The 23,665-nt window shown below is 37.0% G+C and carries 17 protein-coding genes and 1 tRNA gene; 6 read left to right on the top strand and 12 right to left on the bottom strand.

The features are described from left to right. Positions 1-50 precede the first annotated feature (50 nt). Entirely contained in the window at positions 51-1,379 is a 1,329-nt protein-coding gene (locus LACWKB8_RS05630; protein ID WP_038523179.1) for a DUF2325 domain-containing protein, read from the bottom strand. A gap of 89 nt (positions 1,380-1,468) precedes the next feature. Further along, the gene (locus tag LACWKB8_RS05635; protein ID WP_038523182.1) at positions 1,469-3,232 is read right to left on the bottom strand and encodes a DUF2207 domain-containing protein; all 1,764 of its coding nucleotides are present in this window, start codon (positions 3,230-3,232) and stop codon (positions 1,469-1,471) included. Between the two features lie 203 nt (positions 3,233-3,435). Between LACWKB8_RS05635 and LACWKB8_RS05640 the strand changes: the two genes are divergently transcribed. Next, positions 3,436-3,509, top strand: a tRNA-Arg gene (locus tag LACWKB8_RS05640). A gap of 62 nt (positions 3,510-3,571) precedes the next feature. Here the strand turns inward: LACWKB8_RS05640 and LACWKB8_RS05645 are convergent. Then, on the bottom strand, positions 3,572-3,973 hold the full coding sequence (locus tag LACWKB8_RS05645; protein WP_052059662.1) for a hypothetical protein: 402 nt from the start codon (positions 3,971-3,973) through the stop codon (positions 3,572-3,574). Between the two features lie 589 nt (positions 3,974-4,562). Between LACWKB8_RS05645 and LACWKB8_RS05650 the strand changes: the two genes are divergently transcribed. From LACWKB8_RS05650 to LACWKB8_RS05660, 3 genes are all read left to right on the top strand, one after another. Next, a complete protein-coding gene (locus tag LACWKB8_RS05650; protein WP_371211457.1) occupies positions 4,563-5,603 on the top strand; it encodes a PTS sugar transporter subunit IIC in 1,041 nt (346 codons plus the stop codon). A 76-nt stretch (positions 5,604-5,679) separates the two neighbouring features. Further along, on the top strand, positions 5,680-6,036 hold the full coding sequence (locus tag LACWKB8_RS05655) for an arsenate reductase family protein (RefSeq protein WP_038523190.1): 357 nt from the start codon (positions 5,680-5,682) through the stop codon (positions 6,034-6,036). Positions 6,037-6,153: 117 nt separating this feature from the next. Beyond that, positions 6,154-8,556, top strand: a complete 2,403-nt coding sequence (locus LACWKB8_RS05660) for a Xaa-Pro dipeptidyl-peptidase (protein WP_038523193.1) — start codon at positions 6,154-6,156, stop codon at positions 8,554-8,556. Between the two features lie 88 nt (positions 8,557-8,644). On the opposite strand, the gene carB is transcribed toward LACWKB8_RS05660, so the two are convergent. From carB to LACWKB8_RS05690, 6 genes are all read right to left on the bottom strand, one after another. After that, positions 8,645-11,827 carry a carbamoyl-phosphate synthase large subunit gene (gene carB / locus LACWKB8_RS05665; protein ID WP_038523195.1) on the bottom strand — a complete coding sequence of 1,061 codons (3,183 nt, stop codon included), beginning with the start codon at positions 11,825-11,827 and terminating at the stop codon, positions 8,645-8,647. After that, positions 11,820-12,905, bottom strand: coding sequence for a carbamoyl phosphate synthase small subunit (locus tag LACWKB8_RS05670; RefSeq protein ID WP_038523198.1), 1,086 nt, complete (start codon positions 12,903-12,905; stop codon positions 11,820-11,822). Before LACWKB8_RS05670 ends, carB begins: the two co-directional genes overlap by 8 nt. Continuing rightward, positions 12,902-14,179, bottom strand: a complete 1,278-nt coding sequence (locus tag LACWKB8_RS05675) for a dihydroorotase (protein WP_038523201.1) — start codon at positions 14,177-14,179, stop codon at positions 12,902-12,904. The genes LACWKB8_RS05670 and LACWKB8_RS05675 overlap by 4 nt, the downstream gene beginning before the upstream one ends. Then, a complete protein-coding gene (locus LACWKB8_RS05680) occupies positions 14,179-15,135 on the bottom strand; it encodes an aspartate carbamoyltransferase catalytic subunit (protein WP_038523204.1) in 957 nt (318 codons plus the stop codon). The genes LACWKB8_RS05675 and LACWKB8_RS05680 overlap by 1 nt, the downstream gene beginning before the upstream one ends. Positions 15,136-15,281: 146 nt before the next feature. Next, positions 15,282-15,824, bottom strand: coding sequence for a bifunctional pyr operon transcriptional regulator/uracil phosphoribosyltransferase PyrR (gene pyrR / locus LACWKB8_RS05685; RefSeq protein WP_038523207.1), 543 nt, complete (start codon positions 15,822-15,824; stop codon positions 15,282-15,284). A 287-nt stretch (positions 15,825-16,111) separates the two neighbouring features. Continuing rightward, positions 16,112-17,035, bottom strand: a complete 924-nt coding sequence (locus LACWKB8_RS05690; RefSeq protein ID WP_038523210.1) for a dihydroorotate dehydrogenase — start codon at positions 17,033-17,035, stop codon at positions 16,112-16,114. A 242-nt stretch (positions 17,036-17,277) separates the two neighbouring features. Between LACWKB8_RS05690 and pyrF the strand changes: the two genes are divergently transcribed. Next, complete coding sequence (gene pyrF / locus LACWKB8_RS05695; protein WP_038523212.1) at positions 17,278-17,985, top strand: orotidine-5'-phosphate decarboxylase; 708 nt, start codon at positions 17,278-17,280, stop codon at positions 17,983-17,985. Further along, positions 17,986-18,621, top strand: coding sequence for an orotate phosphoribosyltransferase (gene pyrE / locus LACWKB8_RS05700; protein ID WP_038523215.1), 636 nt, complete (start codon positions 17,986-17,988; stop codon positions 18,619-18,621). It begins immediately after the preceding gene. A 1,346-nt stretch (positions 18,622-19,967) separates the two neighbouring features. Here pyrE and glnA read toward each other — a convergent pair. From glnA to miaA, 3 genes are all read right to left on the bottom strand, one after another. Further along, complete coding sequence (gene glnA / locus LACWKB8_RS05705; RefSeq protein WP_038523218.1) at positions 19,968-21,305, bottom strand: type I glutamate--ammonia ligase; 1,338 nt, start codon at positions 21,303-21,305, stop codon at positions 19,968-19,970. A gap of 168 nt (positions 21,306-21,473) precedes the next feature. Continuing rightward, complete coding sequence (locus LACWKB8_RS05710; protein WP_038523221.1) at positions 21,474-22,721, bottom strand: methionine gamma-lyase family protein; 1,248 nt, start codon at positions 22,719-22,721, stop codon at positions 21,474-21,476. After that, positions 22,714-23,634, bottom strand: a complete 921-nt coding sequence (gene miaA / locus LACWKB8_RS05715; RefSeq protein WP_038523223.1) for a tRNA (adenosine(37)-N6)-dimethylallyltransferase MiaA — start codon at positions 23,632-23,634, stop codon at positions 22,714-22,716. Before miaA ends, LACWKB8_RS05710 begins: the two co-directional genes overlap by 8 nt. Positions 23,635-23,665 lie beyond the last annotated feature (31 nt).

A 23,665-nucleotide genomic window follows, 5' to 3' on the forward strand; every position in this document is an offset into this window, starting at 1 on the left:
AGTTAAAACATTTTCTTAAATTATTAAGAAATTATAAAGAAAATTTTTTTCTACTTATCTGCTAAGCGATAATTAATTGTCTGGTTACCTTCATAAGCGGGAAGACCATTTTCAGCTCGATATAACGCACGTTCAAATGCTTGGTAACCTTTACTTGAACTAACTGCAAACTTAATATGATATTTATTGGCAAATTCACTGATATTCCAGGTACTGTCATGTGCCGCAAAAGCAGTTACCAATATGACAATATCTAAATCTTTTATTTGGTTTTCAATTACTTTTTTCTTACCCTGAAAAGCATCAATTGGAATTGGTATACCATGATAGCGATTAACTACACTTTCAAGTATGGCCTCGTTTTGATTATCACCAACAGCAATTCCAACACGTTGATAGTGAAGGTCTATTTCTAGTCGCGGTATTTTAGTATCTTTTGCTTCTTTCTTAGTTTTTTTCTTTCTAATTTGCGGATCTTTGGGCTGTTCAAGTTGATACACCCAGCGTATCTGAATTGCTTCTGCAGGATTTTTCTTCAAGCGCACATCACCATCATACCAAGCTAAATCTACGATAGAGCCATCAGTTAGGCGAATATTTTCGTCCCAATACTTACTTGAATCAACGGGTAAAAGAATTTGCTTACCGTGAACCCGCAATTTTTTACCTTGTGCATTGCGAGTAATTGCCAAATGTCCAGACCTTCCCTGCACCACAGCGTATTTAAAAGTAGAAATGGCATCGACTTCCATACTGGGTAGATCACGAAACCCAACAACTCGTAAAATAGTCGCATCATAGTGCGAATTTTTATCTTCTGGAATCGCTTCGACAATGTCGCCGCTTTTTAAATTCAAGGAATGTATTTGTGATTCTTTTAAAGTAAAAACCGTACGATTACTATCATTAATTAAGTCACAACCCGTTAGTAAACGAATTACTGTATATCTATTGCCTTTACGGTAGTCCCTTTGAGGCTTTTTTATGGGCGCTAGTGCTTGCTCAAAAACTTTTTTATCAATCAGGTCTTTCGTAGCCGGGACTGAGTTGAGAGCTTTTTTTAAATCAACTAAATTTTGTCTATACTCTTTATTAATGCTGGGAGCAAGAGTTAGTTGCTGAATAGCGGAAAGGGCTGAATTTTTGGCAGAAAGATCTGCAGTATTGCTGATAAAACGCGTCAGACTTTTTAACAGCAAATTAAGTTGTTGGAAATCGACCTCCACGTTGTTTTCAGCACTTTCTGGGCTATTATTTGTATCTGTGTCAGCGGTCATACCCAAGATTAGTTTAATTGCGGCCAGTCCGTTTTTTAAGCTTTTCTCATCTCCAGCCGTCTGATTAAGAATTCTTTTTAAATTATTACGATAATCGAACATGTTTATACCTATCTCTTTTGTGATTTACTTTAGTATAGCAAATGCAAAAAAGCCCAGCGTAGTGCTAGGCTTAAAGTCAAAAATTTTTACTAGAAAGCTCCACCACCGGAACCTCCACCGAAGCCACCGGACGAACCACTGGAAAAGCTGCTTGACCCGGTAGATATACTATCGTTAAAGCAAGAATCAAAGTTAGCAGAAAAGCTATCTTTGCCGGTATTAGAAATAAAACCATAGTAAAAGTAATCACTACGTGCCAGTTCTTCTTGAGTGAATTCTATTTTCAGTTCTTTCATTACTTTATTGGCTAAGCCAAAAGCAACGGCATAAGGCATGATATCCTCCCACAAAATGAGATCACCAACATCCCTCATCTTAAACTTACCGATATCTTTTAGCATCTTTTTGAAACCACGTATCTTTTCAGTTTCAATTTTTCCTTTTTCTGAATAAATACCAGTCTGCCTGATAATGAAAATCAGCGCCAGCAAACTCAAAATCAGAATCAAAGCCTCGCCAAAAACTATCACTAAGATAAATTTAAGTGAGCTCATGAGAGCCACTACCGAAGCAGCGAAACTGATGACCATCATTAAAATTATGATAGCTATATTTTTATTTTTACGATTTATTAATGAATCGGGCAAATATATTTGCTTTTCTTTACTATCAAAATAATCTCCTGCCCAAAAGTCAAAATCATTGCCTAATCTCTTACCATGATATTTTTTCAAGGCTTGAGTGGTAAAACTAGTTCCATCCCCAATCTTGTTAAAGAGTGTTTTCATTAACCTGCTTTCTTCGACAATACTTTCGTCTATCGCGGTTATCCGATAATAAGTTTTAAGATGGGCTTTATAATCTTCAATCCTAATTTTTTTCTGTGCTGCCAGTTCCATCAAATAAGCGGTAAACGCGCGATTATCCGGCTGTTTTGCAGTATCCAAAATTTGCGCTAATATGGGATTCACATCAGGTATTTCATAGTTATGGGCTAATTCGCGAATTTTGCGGGGCATAAAACCAATCTTTTTGGTCCTAAAACCCTTAATGATACCTAAAAGTCCTGCAATTAGACTCACAGCAATTAGCCAGAGACTTCTTCTTACCCCTTTTTTTTGCTTTAATTCCGTATTTCGCGCTAACTCTTTCTCCTGCTTTATCACTGCCTGCCGGTGATTCTTATCTTTGACATTTTTATTGTTGGCAGTAATTTTAGGAGGGAAAATAGTATGAACTTCAATACCCATGTCACCAGCGAGATTTTCAGCTGTCATGACAATTTTTCCTTTTTGAGGATTAACTTGCAGATGACCATCGAGTGGTCCGTGGGCCCATGCTTTTAGACCCTTTACAGGCCCTGGAAAAATAACACTGGCTCTGACATAGTCCAAATCCCTATCCCAGCCATTGCCGATAATCTTAAAGTTAAGTTCGGCAATATCACGATAATTAGTAATAGCGTTAGTGATGCGATAAAAATAAGTAACGGTGAAAAGGCGGTTACTTTTTATTTTATGAAATACCTTAAAACGGTATCCCTTTTTACTATTTATCAGGTCATAATTATCAGTTTTGTGTGCCTTCTTTTGACCGTCCTTGACTATCACTTTGATATCGTCAATCTTCTGATTTGATTGCAGATTCTGACGATAATAAACACCATTGGCAGAGCTGTTAAATTTATAGGTGATTGCCCTTTTCATCGACAATGAACCATCAGAATTCACTTTAGCAGTAGTAATGTTTTTAGCAATATCATAATCAACATCTGCTTTTGCTTCTTGTCCAGAAACAAAACAAAATAAAAGAATTCCTATAAGAGATATCAGTTTTAGAATTTTATGTTTCATGCTTTTTCCTATCTTTCTCTCTTCACTTTTCTTTATTATACAGATTATAAATCACAATTAACAAATCAATTTTCCTCCTTTCTTTTTTATCATCAATATTAGCTTTAAAAATAAGTTGAACAAAAAAGAAATTTCCGGTTGCAATTGCAAAAACTTTTCTCTATAATAGTTAATGTTCTTGCGCGGGAATACGCAAAACTAACGGTCTGGTAGCTCAGCTGGATAGAGCAACGGTCTTCTAAACCGTGGGTCGTGAGTTCGAATCTCACCCGGATCACTTTGATAATAAAAAGAACTATAACAAAGTTTGTTATAGTTCTTTTTTGTTTTGTAATAATACTAGTCCTTCTTAATTTTTGAAATCAAATTTTTTTGCCGCTTGGGGTTTAAACGGTAATAGCCGGAGAATATTCCTAAAAATGTTAAAACAATCGTACCAATAACCAAAAGCAAGATGCTGTCTTCATGAAGTTCGCCGATGAATTCATATAAAGATGAAACCATCTTTAACCAACCACCTAAAGAAACAAAGTACCAAGCTGTAGCCTTGTCGATAAAGCTCATAGCAGTGCGTAAATCAGATTCATTTTTGATAATACTACCAAGAATTCTGACAGCCCGTCTTTTTTCAAGATAAATTTTGACAATAGGTATAATCCAATACAAAGGAGAAATCTTTGGCTGAGCTTTACTTGATTGATTGAACTCTTTTAAAAACCATTCGTAATCATAAAGTTCCATTAGTCCTTGGTATAGAGGAAATGCGAATAATAACCAGTCTCCCAAAAAACTGATACAGTTGATAAATAGTGAGATAATAAACACTTCTTTCTTTGATATAAGCCAATCTTTTTACTTTAAGATATTCTAGTCGTTACAAAATAATTATTCAAAAAGTTTATTTTTTATTTTGATACAAATTATCTTGTAAGCATAATATTAAATTTTAAAAAATAAAATTTAATATTTTTAATAATTAATTTCATTAGCTATTGTAGCGAGAAAGCTTAAGATGCTTATTATCTTCGGCGCTGCCATCAGAAAATAATTTTATTAATAATTAGTCTTGCTTTTATTTCATCAATACTGTATGATATTGCTTAAATATTTATGAGAGGTAGAGATTATGACGACAATTAACAAAATTAATCAACCGCAAGTTAAATATTATTACTGGTACTTCAGTTATTTGATCTGAGTGCCTAGTTTTGTCATTGCCTTAGACACACAGTTCAACCTTCATGACAATTGTGTGTAAAGACTTAAGTACTTTCTTCTCTATGAATTCACACAGTTGTCGTCATCTGTGTGAATTTTTTATTGGGAGAAAATAATGAATACTATTAAAAAGATTACTTTAGACACCTTAAATGGTTTATCCACTGGTATCGTAGTGGCTTTAATACCAGGAGCATTAATTAACCAGCTAGTACAAGCCCTTTTACCTAGCATGCCACAACTAAGTTTTATTTTAGCATTAACTGCTTTTGCCTCATCCTTGCTACCCGCCATCAGTGCTGTATGCGTAGGCATGACGGCTAAATTAACGCCAATTCAGACTTCCTCATTAGCTTTAGCAGCTACTGCCGGAGCAGGTAATTTTGTGATGAACAAGGGCAAAATTGCAGTTATGGGCAGCGGCGACGTTATCAATACTGCCATTACCATTATGATTGCTTACGGATTAGTCTTATTTTTTGGTAAAAAACTTAAGGCGTACACAATTCTGTTAGTACCACTATTAGTGCTTTTAATTGCTGGGGGAATTGGTTGTCTCACACGTATTCCCGTTGGTCAGCTAACTAGTTTGATCGGAATGGGAGTCGAAAAATTAACCGCATTGCAACCAATTGTAATGGGTATTCTCATGGGAATAGTATTCGGCTTACTTATTGTTTCCCCTATTTCTTCTGTTGGTATCGCTACAGCAATCAGCATTTCTGGAATTGCTTCAGGTTCAGCTAATCTGGGCATCACAGCAGTCTCTTTTGCACTGGCTGTTTTTGGCTGGAAAGCAAACAGTTTTGGTACTTCAATCGCGCATTTCCTTGGTTCTCCTAAAATGCAAATGGCTAATTTAATGACCAATCCTAAACTGCTGATTCCTCTTTTAATTAATGCTGGTATCATGGGCGGCTTAGGTGCCGTATTCCAAATTCAAGGGACGCCAATGAGCGCTGGCTTTGGCTTTTCCGGCTTAATTGGGCCCGTCGCAGCGATGGCTAATCGCCCAGCAAACGCAATTAATATTATTCTGATTGCATTTTTGTTCTTTATCCTTCCAATCGCTCTGGGATTATTGATGAATTACTTGTTTAATAATAAAGTTCATCTTTTTACGAGCAAAGATTTCGAATTAGATTTTAGCTAAATAAAAAAGCTTTTGTTTCTATTTTTCAGACATTTTTTTAGACACTGCTATAATTGAGACAAAGGAGCGTATGAAAATGATAAAATTCTATGGCTATAAACGTTGTTCAACTTCAAGAGCGGCTCAAAAATGGTTGGAGGATCATAGTGTAAAGTTTGATTTCCAAGATTTAGTGGAACTACCGCCTAAAAAATCTGATTTGGTTAAATGGCTGACACAGTATCAAGACCGTGGCCTAAAATATTTTTTTAATACTCATGGCCAAGATTATCGTAAATTGCATCTCAAAGATCAGCTGCCCCAAATGACAATAGAAAAAGCAGCCGAAATGATGTCAAAAAATGGTAAGCTGATAAAAAGACCCCTTGTTGTTGATGATCAAAACCTAACTTGCGGTTTCAATGAAAAAACATATCAAGAAGTTTGGCTTTAAATTAAAAAATAAATTCAGTAAAGAAAGTTTTGTCAAGAAACTTTCTTTTTTATTTTCATAATTAACTTCATAATATTTTAAAGAACAGGTAAAATAAAAACCAAAAAGGAGAATTTCATGAAATACAACCAATATGCTTATGTGAAAACAGATTACCAAACACAAGTTGAAGAATTATTACAAATTAAATTTTTACCATCCGCTTATCAAAAATTATCTTTTGGTGCTCTTTTAGCTGAACTAACCGCCAATGCAGTTGCAGTTATTGCACCTGACGCAAAAAGCGCACGAAATGCAAAATTAGCCGAGTTTGCTGTATCAGATAGTGAAAGGCTCAACGACTTTTTAGACACAGCACCAGAAAAAATTGATTGTAGTCAATTTTATAATGTAGCATTACAATTACTCGGCTACCACGTTGGCTACGATTATCAGTTAAGTGAGCCACTAAAATTTATGCAAAAACAAGGCTTGCCTTATGTTAAAAATATTGGTGACAAAGAACATTTAATTCAGGCGTTTTACCGTTTACTTAATACCCGCGCCAAAAATGGCCAACTTTTAATTGATGTTATGGCTGGTGAAGGTTACTTTTATAACCGTCGAAATCAATTTGCTAAGAATAAATTTCTCTTTTTTAACGGCAAAAGTATGCCTATTTTTGATACCAGTAAGGTAATTAGAGAAGTAGTTTATGTTGAAAGCGATTTGGATACTGACGGAGATGGCAAGAGCGACTTACTGCAGACAACAATTTTTCGTCCAATTGAAAGTGAAAATTTGCCGGTCCCTGCTCTTTATACTGCCAGCCCCTATTTTGGTGGCATGATTGATAACGAGCAACGCAACCATAATGTCGATGAAAATTTAAGCGATGCAACTGAGTGGACCAATCCGCAATACCAAGCTGCCCCTGTGGTAAAAGCTAAAAAGCCGCTGGCAGATAGTAAGGAATCGTATAAGCCGGTGGAACAGGCTGTTGGGAAGTCTTCTTATGGTTTAAATGAATATATGTTAGCACGAGGTTTTGCCAGTGTCTCTGCTGGTGCAATTGGTACACGCGGCAGTGATGGTCTCAGAATTACCGGTGCTCCAGAAGAAACTGAAAGTGCAAAAGAAATAATTGAATGGCTACACGGCGATCGTATTGCCTATACCGATAGATCACGCCAGAATGAAACTAAAGCTACTTGGTGTAATAAAAAAATTGGTATGACTGGCAGGTCATATTTGGGAACTTTACAAATAGCAATCGCAACTACCGGTGTAGCTGGCCTAAAAACGGTCATTTCCGAAGCTGCCATTTCTTCTTGGTATGATTATTACCGCGAACACGGCCTGGTAATCGCACCAGAAGATTGTCAAGGCGAAGATTTAGATATGCTGGCAGAAACTTGCCAGTCAAACTTGTGGGATGCCGGTGATTATCTAAAAATTAAGCCTAAATTTGACGAAATGCAGAAAGTATTACTTAAAAAAGCTGACCGTAAAACTGGACAATATTCTGACTTCTGGGAAAAACGCAACTACCGCCATCATACTGAAAATATTAAGTGTTCCTGGATTAGTGTTCATGGCTTAAATGACTGGAACGTCAAGCCTAAGAATGTCTATAAAATTTGGCAAAAGGTTAAAAACCTTCCTATTCAACAGCACCTTTTTCTGCACCAAGGGCCACACTATAACATGAACAATTTGGTTTCAATTGACTTTACCGACTTAATGAATTTATGGCTGGTTCATGAACTCCTAGGTATCGAAAATAATGCCTATGAACAGTGGCCGACTGTATTAGTTCAAGACAATCTCAAAGCTGACAAGTGGCATGATGAAGATGATTGGAGTAATAGCATCGGCACTGGAACCGTCTACTTCCCAACAGATAACAATGAGTTGACAAAAGATGCAAACGGTATGCAAAAAGTATCTTTTACCGACATGGGAGGAACGGAGTTTAAGAAAGCTAAAATTTCAGAAAATGATTGGCAATACCAATTTATTTGTGGCAATCCCAAATGGGCTAAAGCCAGTTTGCGTTATACCACTGATGAATTTATTCATCCCGTAACCATAGTTGGTCGACCGGAAATAAGAATGCGCGTGTCATCCAGCCTTAACAAAGGACAAATTTCAGTTGCTTTAGTTGAAATGGGCGATCGCAAGCGTCTGACAGCTACTCCTAAAATTTTAATGCCTGGAGAACAAGAGCTAGGTTTCCATTTTAAGGTTGATTCTTTACAGGAATTTATGCCAGATAGGCTTACTCACGCCAAATTAATCACTAAAGCACACATGAATTTGCAAAATTACCAAGATATGAAGAAACCTGCCAAAATTAAAGCTGGCGACTTTTATGACTTACAGTTTGAATTGCAGCCAACTTACTATACGATGCCGGTAGGCAGCAAACTTTGTCTAATTATCTATTCAACCGATCAGGGAATGACAAAAAGGCCGCTAGAAAAGACGGTCTATACAGTAGATCTGGCCAAGACCGCAATTAAGTTTAGCCTTAAATAAAATCGTCCTGCTATTCTCTATCACTATATTTTGTAACAAAAAGACAACTGGATCAAAAACCCAGTTGTCTTTTTTACTTAATAAATTCTTATTTGATGTCTATTGTTGAAAACGACCGATTTTCAAGCGCAGTTAATAGTGCCCGCGCGGTGTCTAAACTCGTAATTAGCGGAATGTTTTGCTGAATAGCTGTTTGGCGAATGATAAAGCCGTCAGAAGTTTTAGCTAAATCATGTCCCATCGTATTAATTACTAAATCAATTCTACCGTTTTTAAATTCAGTTAGAATATTTGTGGCACTTTGGTCATGAATTTTGTCAACATGAGTAATATGCAGGTGGTGCTGCTCTAAAAATGCAGCTGTTCCACTTGTCGCAAAAATCCGGTAACCAATTTGCGCAAACCTTTTGGCAATTGGTAATATTTCCTCTTTATCGCGGTCTTCAATCGTCAATAAAATGTTGCCACTATCGGGTATCTGCATATTAGCACCTGAAAATGCTTTATAAAGCGCCTTAGGAAAACTGAAATCACTGCCCATGACTTCGCCAGTTGATTTCATCTCTGGCCCTAAATAACTATCAACATCCGAAAGTTTACTAAATGAAAATACAGGTGCCTTGACGCTAATCATTTCTGGTTCTGGCGCTAAGCCGGAGGAGAAGCCTTGTTCTTTCAAACTCTCTCCCATAATGACCCGCGTAGCGACTTGCGCCATTTCAATACTGGTGATTTTGCTTAAAAACGGGACCGTTCGACTGGCACGGGGATTTACTTCAATAATATAGATTTCTCCCCCGCGCTCAATTAATTGTAAGTTCATAATTCCGTGACAATTGAGCTTTAAAGCTAATTTTTTGGTAATGTCAGCTATTTTTTGCTTAATTGCAGGTGAAAATGTTTGAGCAGGATAAACAGCCATAGAATCGCCTGAGTGAACCCCGGCATGTTCGATATGTTCCATTATTCCGGGAATCAGCACTTCTTCCCCGTCACAAATGGCATCAACATCACACTCACGCCCATCAAGGTAGTCATCGACCAAAATAGGATGACTGCTGGCAATATCAACATGATTATGCAGGTAATCTTCAAGTTCGGCTTGATTATAAACTATTTCCATAGCTTTACCGCCCAAAACATAACTTGGTCTGACCAGAACTGGATAGCCAAGTTTCTGCGCCGCCTTAATTACACCATCATGCGTAGTTGTGGTAATTCCTTGCGGCTGCTTTAAACCTAGTTCTTTAACTACTTGATCGAACAATTCGCGGTCTTCAGCTCGGTTGAGGTCTGCTACACTGGTGCCCAAAATCTTGATCCCATGTTTCTCTAACCCAGCGGCCAAATTGATTGAGGTTTGGCCACCAAACTGAATAATTACGCCTTCAGGCTGCTCAAGATCACAGACATTTAATACGTCTTCCAAAGTCAAAGGTTCAAAATATAATTTGTCAGATACAGAAAAATCAGTGGAAACAGTTTCGGGATTAGAGTTAATAACAATAGCCTCATAACCCATTTTTTGCAATGCTTTAACACAGTGAACGGTAGCATAATCAAATTCCACACCCTGACCTATACGAATCGGACCCGAACCAACTACTAAAACTGATTTCTTTTTCGTCTTTTGGCTCTCATTTTCAGCGTCATAAGTAGAATAAAAGTATGGTGTTTCAGAAACAAATTCTCCTGCACAAGTATCTACCATTTTATAAACTGGCACTAATTCATGGTCTTTCCGAAAGTTTCGTACTTCATCTTCTTTTTTGTGCCACAGATTGGCAATAGTATGGTCACTAAAACCATATTTTTTAGCATTTTTAAGGACAGTTAAATCATCAGGATTGGCTGCAATAGTTTTTTCTAAATCGACAATATGCTTTACGATATCTAAAAAATAAAAATTAATTTTGGTTAATTCATGCAAATCAGACATTGAATAGCCGCGCCGGAAAGCTTCAGCGAGGTAAAAAAGCCGATCATCTTGGGCTTTAACCAATTTATTTTCCAAATCCTCATCACTGGCCTTGTGCGCCTCAAGAGAATAAAAGTCTTTTTGGTCAATTTCAAGTGAGCGCACAGCTTTTTGAAAAGCTTCTTCTGCAGTTCTCCCAATTGCCATGACTTCCCCAGTTGCTTTCATCTGTGTACCAAGTTCACGATTTGCTTTAGCAAATTTATCAAAGGGCCAACGAGGTATCTTGCAGACCACATAATCCAAAGCAGGTTCAAATTCGGCAAAGGTGGTGCCGGTGACTGGATTTTTGATTTCATCTAAAGTTAGACCCACAGCGATTTTAGCCGCCATTTTAGCAATCGGATAGCCGGTAGCCTTAGAGGCCAGAGCAGAAGAACGGGAAACCCGGGGATTAACCTCAATGACATCATAATTGAAACTATTGGGATCAAGAGCCAGCTGCACATTGCAACCTCCTTCAATTTTTAGTGCCCGAATAAGTTTCAAGGAGCAGTCCCGCAGCATTTGATATTCTTTATCAGATAAAGTTTGTGATGGTGAAAAAACAATTGAATCACCGGTATGAATACCAACCGGATCAAAATTTTCCATACAGCAAACAATCATGGCATTATCGTCATGATCTCTCATTACTTCAAATTCAATTTCTTTATAACCCGCTATTGAACGTTCAATTAAGCATTCGGTAACTGGTGATAGTTCCAATCCGTTTTTAGCTATTTTAGCTAATTCTTCACGGTCATTGCAGATGCCGCCACCGGTACCTCCCATAGTAAAAGCAGGACGAACAATAATCGGATAGCCAATTTTATCTCCAAAATCTAGTGCTTCCTGCACCGTTTTCACACTCGTTGAAGGTGGGACTGGTTCACCCAGTTCTTGACAAAGTTCTTTGAACTTTTCCCTGTCTTCTGCTTGTTCAATTGAATCAAGCTTTGTACCTAGGAGTTCAATATTTAGTTCATCTAGAATGCCACTTTTAGCTAAAGACAATGCCATATTCAATCCCACTTGTCCGCCTAACGTAGGTAAGATTGCATCAGGAAATTCTTTACGAATAATGCGGGAAACTGATTCCAAAGTTAAGGGTTCAATATAAACCTTATCGGCAATAGTCGTATCAGTCATGATGGTAGCAGGGTTAGAATTGACCAACACTACTTCATAGCCTTCTTCACGTAAAGCTAAACAAGCCTGTGTTCCGGAATAATCAAATTCTGCTGCTTGACCTATAATAATTGGACCTGAACCAATTACCATGATTTTTTTAATATCAGTTCTTTTAGGCATCGTTCTCATTTTCCTTTCTTTGGTCAATCATTTGCATAAAGTAATCAAATATCCCTTCTTCGTCATGTGGCCCCGGTGTACTGTCTGGATGAAATTGCACCGAAAAAGCTGGATATTTTTTATGCCGCAAACCTTCAACAGTGCCATCATTAACTTCAACGTGTGTAACCATTAAATTTTCTGGATCAATTGAATCGCGGCTAACAGCATACCCATGATTTTGAGAAGTAAATCCAATATTGCCAGTAGCAATTTCACGTACGGGGTGATTAAATCCCCGATGGCCGAATTTCATTTTATAAGTCTTAGCACCGTTTGCCAGAGCAAAAACTTGATGCCCCATGCAGATACCCATGAGTGGTATATGCTGCTCAACTTCTTGCACCATCTTAATTGCCTTTCCCATTTCCAATGGATCTCCTGGGCCATTGGATAATAAAACACCATCTGGTTGCAATGACAAAATCTTGGCAGCAGAAGTAGTATAAGGAAGAACTATGCAATTGCAGCCCCTTTGGCTTAGTTCACGTAAAATACTGTTTTTTATACCAAAGTCAACCACCACAACATTACGCTTTGTACCAGGTACAGGATAGGATTTTGCAGTGGAAACTCTATCCACTGCACCCCTGGTTATTTGACTGGACTGCAACTCTTTGGCAATTTCTGCCGCGTTCTCCTGAGAATCACAAATTTGACCGCGCATAGTTCCATGACTACGCAGCTTTTTTACTAATTGTCTAGTGTCTACACCCTGAATACCTGGAACATTGATACTTTCTAAAAACTCGGGTAAAGTGGTTTGCATACGCCAATTATCTGGGTGACGCGCCACTTGATGACAAATTACCCCTTTTATACCCGGTTCAAGTGATTCATAATCAGCTAGTGTAATACCATAGTTGCCAATTAAGGGATTGGTAAAAACTAAAATCTGATCAGCATAGGATTGATCAGTAATCGCTTCTTGATAGCCAGTCATACCGGTAGTAAAAACCACTTCTCCCCTAGTTGTTTGATTAGCGCCGAAACCTGAGCCCGCAAATATACTGCCATCTTCTAAAATTAAATATCTCATTTATTTTCCTCTATTTGAAAGACAACTTTGCCATCAACCATTGTTAATACAGTTTGACCGTAAACCGTGTCACCCTTAAATGGGGTGTTTCTTCCCTTAGATTTAAAATCAGCAGTATTAATGGTTATTTTTTTACCAAGATTAAAAATTGCTATATCAGCTGGTTGACCGATCGCAATTTTTCCTGCCTTTTTCAGTCCAAAAGACTTAGCAGGTGCTATTGTTAACCAAGCTAATAACTGACTCAAAGTGAAAATACCAGTTTTAACAAACTTGGTATACAGTTCACTAAAAACTGTTTCACTACCAACTAGCCCAAAAGCCGCTTTAGCAAAACCGCCTTGCTTATCAGCAGCGGTATGAGGCGCATGGTCAGTAGCTATCATGTCAATCGTACCGTCAAGTAATCCTGCAATTAAAGCTGCTTGGTCTCTTTTCGTTCTTAATGGGGGATTCATTTTAAACTTAGCGTCATCGCCAGTAATATTTTCTTCTTCTAGCAGAAGGTGGTGAGGAGCAACTTCACAAGTAACATTGATACCCTTGGATTTAGCAATTCTAATTAGTTCAACACTCGTAGCAGTTGACACGTGACAAACATGATAGTGAACACTAGTTTTTTGCGCCAATAAAAGATCACGTGCAATTTGTGTGGTCTCAGCTAATTCAGTAATAGGAGCTAAATGTAATTTTTTTGCTTTTTGACCTTCATTAATCACACCATGATTAAATAGTGCATCATCTTGTGCATGTTCAGCAATGATTAAATTATTCTCTTGTGCTTTTTGCATTGCCAAATACATGGTCCGAGCGTTCTGCACCCCTTTGCCATCATTACTTAGCGCCACACATCCGGCTTTTTTAAGTTGAGCATAATCGGGAATTTCATCAGTATCTTCATCAAGAGTTATGGGGCCATATTGCAAAATATGCACTAGACCATTTTGGTCATTATTGCGCACCATTTTGGTCATTAATTCCGGTGTGTTAGGGACAGGTAGCACATTAGGCATTGCACAAACCGTAGTAAAACCACCATGTGCCGCTGCCAGCGAGCCAGTCTGAATATTTTCTTTTTCAGTTTGACCAGGATCTCTATAGTGGACATGAACATCAACTAGACCTGGACTTACCAGCTTGTCTTCCGCGTTAATTACGCTGTCGCCGGTTAAGCCGGTCCCAATTGCTGCTATCAAGCCATCTTTAACTAAAAGATCAGCCTGCATAATCTGACCACCAACAAAAAGATAGCCATTTTTAATCACAGTTGTCATTAAGACAGACCTCCTAATTTACGTCCGCGCATGACCGCTTCAATCATCGCCATGCGCATAAAGACCCCATTCTCCATTTGCCTTACGAAACGACATTTTGGAGCTTCAACTAAATCACCGCTTAGTTCAACATCATGGTTAATTGGACCTGGATGCATGATAATGGCATCATCTTTCAGTTGGTCATACCTTTTTTGATTAATCCCATATTTTGCATGATATTTTTGAGCATCAAATTGGGCTTCATTTGGATCACCAGCATGTCTTTCATGCTGCACTCTCAAAAGCATCATTACATCCATTTGACTAACCAGATCATCAATCGGCTTATACTTGCCAAATTTGTCAAACTGTCTATCATACCAATAGTCAGGACCTGAGAAATAAACTTTTGCACCCAGCCTTGTTAGAAGATCCATGTTACTTTTGGCAACTCGTGAATTGGTGATATCTCCGACGATAGCTACTTTAAGATTTTTAAAATGACCAAATTGTTCGTGAATTGTCATCATGTCCAATAAACACTGTGACGGATGCTGACCACTACCATCCCCAGCATTGATTACCCCAATGTTAAGGTGCGGGTTTTGCTTAGGATGGATCAATTGGTTGTAGTATTCGTTTTCTGAATGTCTGATTACTTCAAGATCAATGCCCAGAGCTGCCATAATAAGTGATGTGTCATAAAGGGTTTCACCTTTTTTAGTTGAACTATGTGCTGGATCAAAAGGAATAACCTTTAAGCCTAGTTTTCGTTCAGCCATTTCAAAACTGGTATGAGTTCTGCTGGAATTTTCAAAAAACATATTAGTAACATAGACCGGACAAGTTAAATGCGGGCGGGCACCACCATTTTTAAAATATTCTGCTCGTTCAATCAGTGCCATTACTTCCTCAGCTGTTAGGTTTTCGACGCTAACAAATGATTTTAAAGTGACAAAATTTGTATTTTTCATTTTTACTCTTTTCTAAAAAAATAAACCTGCAGCTTTTCAGCTCCAGGTTTAGCAAAAGGGTTTTTAGTTTAGTCCAAGACTTAACAAAAAGAACTCATACCCTTCTGACCCTCTCTGGAGCCAATTAAACGGTTGAATTGATTCTATTATTGCAGCAATGGCTTTAATTCCACACTATCTTTATTATCAATTTCTTCAACATGAACTGCTATTTCTTCATGCGAAGATGTTGGGATATTTTTACCAACGAAATCTGCGCGAATCGGTAATTCACGGTGGCCACGGTCAACTAGCACTGCAACAGCAATTGAGCTAGGTCTGCCTTTATCCATTAAAGCATCCATTGCTGCTCTAACTGTCCGACCAGTAAAAAGTACATCATCGACCAAAACAACGTGCTTATTGCCGATTTCAACACCTATTTCCTTAGAATTAACAACAGGGTCTTGCTTTAACGATGCATCATGACGGTCATCGCGGTACAAAGTAATATCAAGTTGACCCAGTGGCACATCGACCCCTTCAAGTTTTTGAATGCGGTCATGGATTCGCTGAGCTAAATAAACGCCGCGAGTTTTAATCCCTACGAGTACCAAATCTTCAGTACCTTTGTTGCGTTCAATGATCTCATAAGTAATTCTGGTTAGCGCTCTCTTCATTGCTGAAGAGTCCCAAATTTCTTTTGTCATCTTTTTCTCCTATTGCTACTTTACCCATGAAAAAACACTTAATCTATTGAGACTAAGTGCTGTGTAAAAGTCAATACTTAATTGAGCTTTCCTTGCTAGCCTCACGGGACTAATTTTAAAGGACATCTATTTCAATATAATGGTTAAACGTGCAGTTGTCAACACTAAAGTTATGTATCGGGCAACTATTATTTCTAGCAAAAATTTTTAAGTTTTAAAAAAATATTTGCTAGTTATATAAACCATGTCTAATTTTTATTTTAAAGCCACCACACATAAGAAACAAACTAATTCAGTTCAATCTGACCAACAAGATCATTGATATCAGCAACACCCATTTTTGCTAAAATTGCGGGCAATTCATCTGCTATGTGGGGACATATTAATGGATCCTTAAAATGAGCACTTCCCACTTCGACCGCATTGGCTCCGGCTAACATAAATTCAATTACATCTTCAGCTGACTCAATACCGCCCATACCAATTATGGGTAATTTGGTTGCTTTTCTCACCTGATTAATCTGATAAATGGCAATAGGTTTAACTCCCGCACCTGAATAACCACCAAAATTATTGCCTAACAGTGGTTTACGTGTCTTGATATTGATGCGCATTCCCATTACCGTATTTATTAGTGACAGACCATCTGCACCACCAGCTTCTGCTGCTCGGGCAATTTCATCGATGGCAGTTACATTAGGTGTTAACTTAATGAAAATCGGAATTGTGACTGCCGCTTTAATTGCAGCAGTTAGTTTTTCAACTAATTCTGGATGAACACCAAAACTCATTCCACCTTGAGCAACATTGGGACAAGAAAAATTTATTTCCAGGGCATTAACCATCTTAGAAGCAGCTAATTTTTGGGCCACTTCGACATAACCAGCACTACTTTCACCACCCACACTGGCAATAATGGGCAAAGCAGGATATTTCTTTTTAATGTCAGGTAACTTGGCACTAACTACTTGATCAACTCCCGGATTAGTTAAGCCGACAGAATTTAATACTCCATTTTCTAAAACTGCAATTTGGGGTTGAGGATTACCAGTCCGCGGTTTAGGTGTAGTAGTTTTTATAACCAGCGCCCCCAATTCATTTAAATCAAATTTCTCAGCCGCAGATACATCACCAAATCCGAAAGTACCACTTGCTGGCATTAACGGATTTTTTAAGCTTAGACCCGGTAATTTTACTTTGATGTTAATCATATTATCCTCCAAAAATTGCTGTTCTTTTGCTCATAAATATTTTTGGGTATATTTTACACGTTTTTGACCATTTTAAAAGTAAAATTTTTAGTTGTATTTTATTAGCAAAAATGTTAATCTCAATGTTAATGAACTTTAAACGGTACAGAGAGACCGCAAGTTGAACATGGCTTAATTTTTTTAAAAGTCTATTTTGATGCACTCTCGTACCAAAATAGGCTTTTTTGTATTTGGAGGCGTTAATGAAAAAAGCTGTATTTGTAGCATTGGACTATGACAATCAGAAGGATGTTGAGAATCTGCTTCAGAAATTAGGTGATCCCCAAGAAACCTACTTAAAAATTGGCATGGAACTATATTATCATTATGGTCCGAACTTGGTAAAAACTTTAGTTAAACAAGGATACCATATTTTTCTAGATCTCAAATTACATGATATTCCTAATACAGTTTACCAAGCTGCCAGACAGATAGGAAAATTAGGAGTTTTTTGTACCACCGTTCACGCACTTGGTGGTAGTGCAATGATTGCAGCAGCTAAGAAAGGGCTGGTTGATAGTACCCCTAAAGGTAGCGAAGTCCCTAAACTCTTAGCTGTGACGGAACTGACCTCCATTTCAGCTGCAACTTTGGCAAATGAGCAGAATTGTTCATTGTCAATGGCTGAAGAAGTGGTTAGTCTAGCTCAGACTGCTAAAAGTGCCGGTGCTGACGGTGTAATATGTTCACCGCTTGAAGTACAAAATTTGCGGGAAATAGTTGGCCAAGATTTCTTATACGTTACACCGGGAATTAGATTGTCAGCAAAAGCGAATGATGATCAAAAGCGCACTGCCACTCCTTCAAAAGCAAAAGAATTTGGCTCAAGTGCAATTGTAGTCGGTCGACCCATTACCAAAGCTGAAAGTCCCGCTCAGGTTTATCAAGAAATTAAAAAGGAGTTTGAATAAATGTATCAGGAACAAATTATCAATAAACTAATCGCCGAAAAAATAATTACATTTTCTCCGCAAGAACCATATCAATATGCCAGCGGAATGCTATCACCCATTTATACAGACTTACGCTTAACTGTTTCTTATCCAGACTTGCGCGACTGGATTGCGACAGACTTGGCAGCGTTAATTAAAAGCAGATATCCTGCTGTAACTGTAATAGGCGGTGTGGCAACTGCTGGTATACCACATGCAGCATGGGTTGCTGCTAAGCTTAACCTACCCTTGATTTATGTGCGGCCAAAGCCTAAGGATCACGGCAAAGGCAAGCAGATTGAAGGCCGCTTTATTAAAGAAGACAATATCGTGTTAATTGATGATTTAATAACCACAGGTGGCTCTGTAATCAATGCCGTTGATGCCACAAAAAAAGAAGGTGGTAATGTAATTGGCGTTAGCTCAATCTTTACATACTATTTAAAAGATACGAAAAATAATTTTGCTCAAGCTGGCGTCGATTTTAGTCCTCTACTTTCCTATCCTGAGTTATTGCAAAAAGAAAAAGAGTTGAACTACATCAGCTCTGAGGAATATGAGGCTTTAAAGACCTGGCACGAAAATCCGTGGAAATGGGGCAAAAAGTTTCAGTAAATAAGAACTGACAAAGATTGCTACACAGCAAAAATTTGTCAGTTTTTTTATATTTAAAAGAAGCAGCAGCTAATTTCTGACAATTACTCTCAAAAACTAGACAGGAATAATTATTACTCCAGTTACCAGACCAGCAAAAAGTTATTTGCGCCTAAACTTTTAGTCTAGTTCTTTATTAGGAAGTCCCAAGAGGTGCGCAAAATATAAAAATGTGGCAACCATTACTAATATTATATCCTTACTGTAAATCCATTGTTCTTCATTCTTAGCCCTCACTTACACTAATTTATTTGAGCAATAAAAGTTTACTCAAAATCTCGCCAACACATCAAAAAAGACTGATTTTTCAAACCAGCCCTTTTTGATGTGTATATACGATTTAATTATAGATATCATTAGAAAATTGTTTAATTATTATCTACTTCTTTTTTACTATCAACAAAATTGAGAAAACAGTTGCTAATATCAAATTTATTTGAATATTGCCTGATCAATTTTTTTGACATGTAAAAGAATTTAATCACTCTAAACTTTTTCTGTGGTATTATTAATCATAGTAGTGAGAATAAAATTATTTTTATTCTCACTACTACTTTTAAATGTTAAGCAAAAGTCCGAACTTTAGCATAATTCAAAAACCATTGGATTTTTCTTAACATTATTCGACACAACTTCAATGTATGCCAACATCGGAGTTGTGTTTTTTTAATTGACATTAACTATCCTCTCTTTTGCTAATTTTTCGGTAAATACTAGTTTTCCTATATTTATTTTTATTATTTCCAGAAAAGCATTACCCCTTTCATTCATAGCACCTAATTTAAACTATGTGAATTATATAATAATCGTAATCAAATTTTTAAAAATTGTCAATAAACTATTGAATATTTTTTAGTTACTGTATTAAATTATATCTGCTTTTACATTTTGTTATCTAGATTTATAAATAACAATGGAAAAAGCTATGATTTAAAGGTCTAAGAAATAGGTTCTTTTTCATCTAATTTAAATAACAATTAAAAATACTATTTTGGTTTATATTTTTCGCTATTCAAAATTATTTAAATAACTAAAACATTATAAAGTTGATTGTTTTCTTTCAAAATTACGATTCTTTTCTTTTATTTTAGACTATAATATAACAGTTTTACTTACTGGCACTTTGGAAAGATTTGCTTCAAATCTTTGTTTAACTATTAATATATTAAAATAAAAAATAGAATGATTAAAATATATAAAAATATTACATTAAGTATTATATATTTTGTTTTCCCAATAAATAAGACCAATAAAAAAAGTAGCATAAATTTTTTATACTACTTTTTTTATTTTTATAACTAGATTGTTTAATAACCCATATAACGATTTCTTTCCCAATCAGATACTGTTTGAGTATATTGAGACCATTCTAATTCTTTAGAATCAATAAAGCTTTGAGTTAAATGTTCACCTAAAGCATCTTGAATTAATTGATCCTTCTTAAAGGCTTTTAATGCGTTATGCAAGGTTGAAGGAAGTGGTTTAATTCCCATTTCATTACGTTGCTTCTCACTTAAATCAAATAAGTTGCAAGTTACTGGTTCCATTGGCATTTTTTCTTCCTTAATACCAGCTAGACCGGCACTTAAACATGCAGCTAGGAGCAAATACGGATTAGCAGTAGGGTCAGCAGAACGCATTTCTAAACGGGTATTCAGTTCTCCTGCAGATGGTACTCGAACCATTGGTGAACGGTTCTTTGAAGCCCAAGAAATATAAACTGGGGCTTCAAATCCTGGAATTAAACGCTTATAGGAATTGACAGTCGGATTACCAACAGCTGTGATTGCACGGGCATGTTCCAAAATACCATTTAAAAAGTACAGAGCTGTTTTTGACAAATGGTACTTATTATTCTTATCATAAAAGGCATTTTTGCTACCTTTAAACAAGGACATGTTAGTGTGCATTCCATTTCCTGCTTGACCTTGCAAAGGTTTAGCCATAAATGTGGCAAACAAACCATGCTGCTTAGCTATTTCACGCACAATCATTTTAAATGTTTGCACACGATCAGCCGTTGTTAAAGCGTCATCAAATCTAAAGTCAATTTCCTGCTGTCCGTCACCTACTTCATGGTGAGCAGCTTCTACTTCAAATCCAATGCTCTCTAAAGTTTCAACTATATCTCTCCTACAACTGGCACTTTCGTCATTTGAGGTTAAATCAAAATATGAGGCATGGTCTGGGACCTGTGTGGTCCAATTGCCATTTTCGTCAAGTTTTAACAAATGAAATTCGGCTTCAAAACCAATATCAAAGGCTGTAAAACCCATATCCTTCATTTGTTCAATTATCCTTTTAAGATTATTGCGTGGATCCCCTGCAAAAGGTTTGCCATCAGTTGTATGAACTGAACAAGTCAGACAGCCAATTTTGCCGCCTGTAGTATCGCTCCAAGGTAAAACGGACCAAGTCGAAAAGTCGGGGTAAAGTACCATATCACTTTCTTCCAAACGAACAAAGCCGTCAATTGAAGAACCATCAAAGCGTACGTCATTACTTAATACTGTTTCCAATTGACTATTTGGAACTTCAACTGCTTTAAGAGTTCCATTAATATCTGTAAAAGCTAGTCTAATAAATTTGACATTGTCTTCTTTTACGCTTTTTCTAATGTCATCTGCTGAAATTTTCTTTGTCATGATTCTCCACCTAAAAATCTTAAAATAATTGGTATGGTTTAAACTAGAAATACCTTCTTGTCTAAACTAGATTAAAGATTAGCAAATCCTTAAATAAATGTAAAGTGGTCTAACAAAAAAAGTAATAATTTTACCAAAGTTTTACCTTACTTTTATAAATAGTATTACCTATTTAAAGAATAATTCATTGACAGCATTAGTAATCGCAATTTTAACGTGGGCATAAGTCAGACCGCCTTGCATATACAACGCATAAGGTGGTCTAATTGGTCCATCCCCGGAAAATTCAATACTAGCACCTTCAATAAACGAGCCGTCTGCCATAATCACTTGATCTTCATATCCTGTATCGTTACTTGGTATCGGATCCACAAATGAATTAATTGGTGAGTTTTCTTGTAAAGCTTTGGCAAATCTAATCATTTTATCTTTATCATGGAAAATTACCGTCTGAATTAAATCGGTTCTATCTTCATTCCATTTGGGAGAAACTTCTAATCCCATTCTTGCTAAAAGTGCAGAGGAATAAATCGCGCCTTTAATTGCATTACCGGTAACACTTGGCGAAATAAATAAACCTTCGAAATAATCAAGATTGTTATTTAAGCTTGCGCCTTCTTCACGACCTATTCCTCCAGCAGTGAGTCGTGTAGCCGTATTTTCAATTAGCTCATGCTTACCAACAACATAGCCACCGATTTTAGCTAAACCTCCGCCAGCGTTTTTAATTAACGAACCAGCCATAAGATCTGCTCCAAATTCAGTAGGCTCATGTTGTTCTGAAAATTCACCATAACAATTATCAACAAAAACTATACTTTCAGGGGAAACTTCCCTAATCAGCGCAATCATCGGTTTAATCTTGGCGACAGTAAAACTTGCTCTGGTATTATAGCCACGTGAGCGCTGAATAACTACCATTTTCGGTTGATGTTCTCTTAATAATTTTCGTGCCGCTTCAAAATCAACACTGCCATCAGACAATAGCTCTACATAAGAAAATTTAACGCCGTATTGCTTCAAACTGCCTCGACCATCACCGGCAATACCAATAACCTGTTGTAAAGTGTCATAAGGCATCCCTGTAAGATACATCAGTTCGTCACCCGGAAGTAAATTACCAGCCATAGCTGTAGCAAGAGTATGAGTGCCAGAGACAAACTGCGAGCGTACTAGAGCATCTTCTGTGTGAAAAATTTGGGCATAAATACGGTCAAGTTTATCGCGACCACTGTCATCTGAGCCGTACCCCGTACTGCCAATCAAGTCTGATTCAGCTACAGCCTTATCTTTAAACGCTTGTAAAACCTTATTTTGATTAAAAAGAATATTTTGATCAATTTTTGCCAGTTGTGGTGCAATTTCCTGATCAATTTCTGCTACAATTTGTTGTAATTTTTCTGGCCAATTATTCATTTAACCATTCCCCGACTTTCATTAAAATTTTTTTCATACATTCTGGATCCCTTAGGGGATCAAACCAGTAAACAGGTAATTGATGATGAAAATATGTTAATTGCCTTTTGGCATATCTTCTAGAAGCTGTTTTTAAATTCTTAACGCAACTCGCTAGGCTATCTTCTTTAGCAAAATAAGGGAAAAATTCCTTATAGCCAATGGCTTGCAAGATCGTATATTCTTGCGCCCTATTCTGATATACGTATTTTGCTTCATGAAGAAGCCCTTGATCAAGCATCTGATCAACACGTTGATCAATTCTACGATAAATTTCTGCACGGTCAGAATTTAACCCGATAATCAAATAATCATACCGGGGTTTTATTTCCTTTTGTTGCTCAGAAAATTTTTGCCCAGTACGCGTAATTACAGTTAATGCGCGTAAAACCCGACGTGAATTATTTGGGGGGATTTTCTGAGCCGCCACTGGGTCACGGTTATTTAACTCAGCCCATAACTTTTTTTTACCATTTTCAGCTAAGTAATGTTCCCATTCAGGGGCAACTGCCTTTTGCTTTCTTTTTGGTTCACCCAGTTTCATTTCATTTAGCAATGCATTGACGTAAAAGCCAGTGCCTCCAACTAGCATGGGAATCTTTTTCTTAGCAGTAATTTCAGCAACTGCTTTTTCAGCCTGAGTGACAAAGTCGGCAACAGAATATGGTTTAAAAATAGATTGAGTATCAACTAAATAATGAGTAACTAATTCTTGCTCCGCTTTCGTTGCCTTGGCAGTTCCAATGGCTACTTCCTTATAAACTTGCATTGAATCACCCGAAATTATTTCGGCATTAATTTTTGTGGCAAGCTCAATAGCCAGTGTAGTTTTACCAATTGCTGTTGGTCCGACTATTGCTAGCACCTTTTGCATTTTTGTGTCCTTTTTCTGTATTTAATATAGA

It is taken from the genome of Lactobacillus sp. wkB8, assembly GCF_000761135.1.
In the GTDB taxonomy this organism is placed as follows: domain Bacteria; phylum Bacillota; class Bacilli; order Lactobacillales; family Lactobacillaceae; genus Lactobacillus; species Lactobacillus helsingborgensis.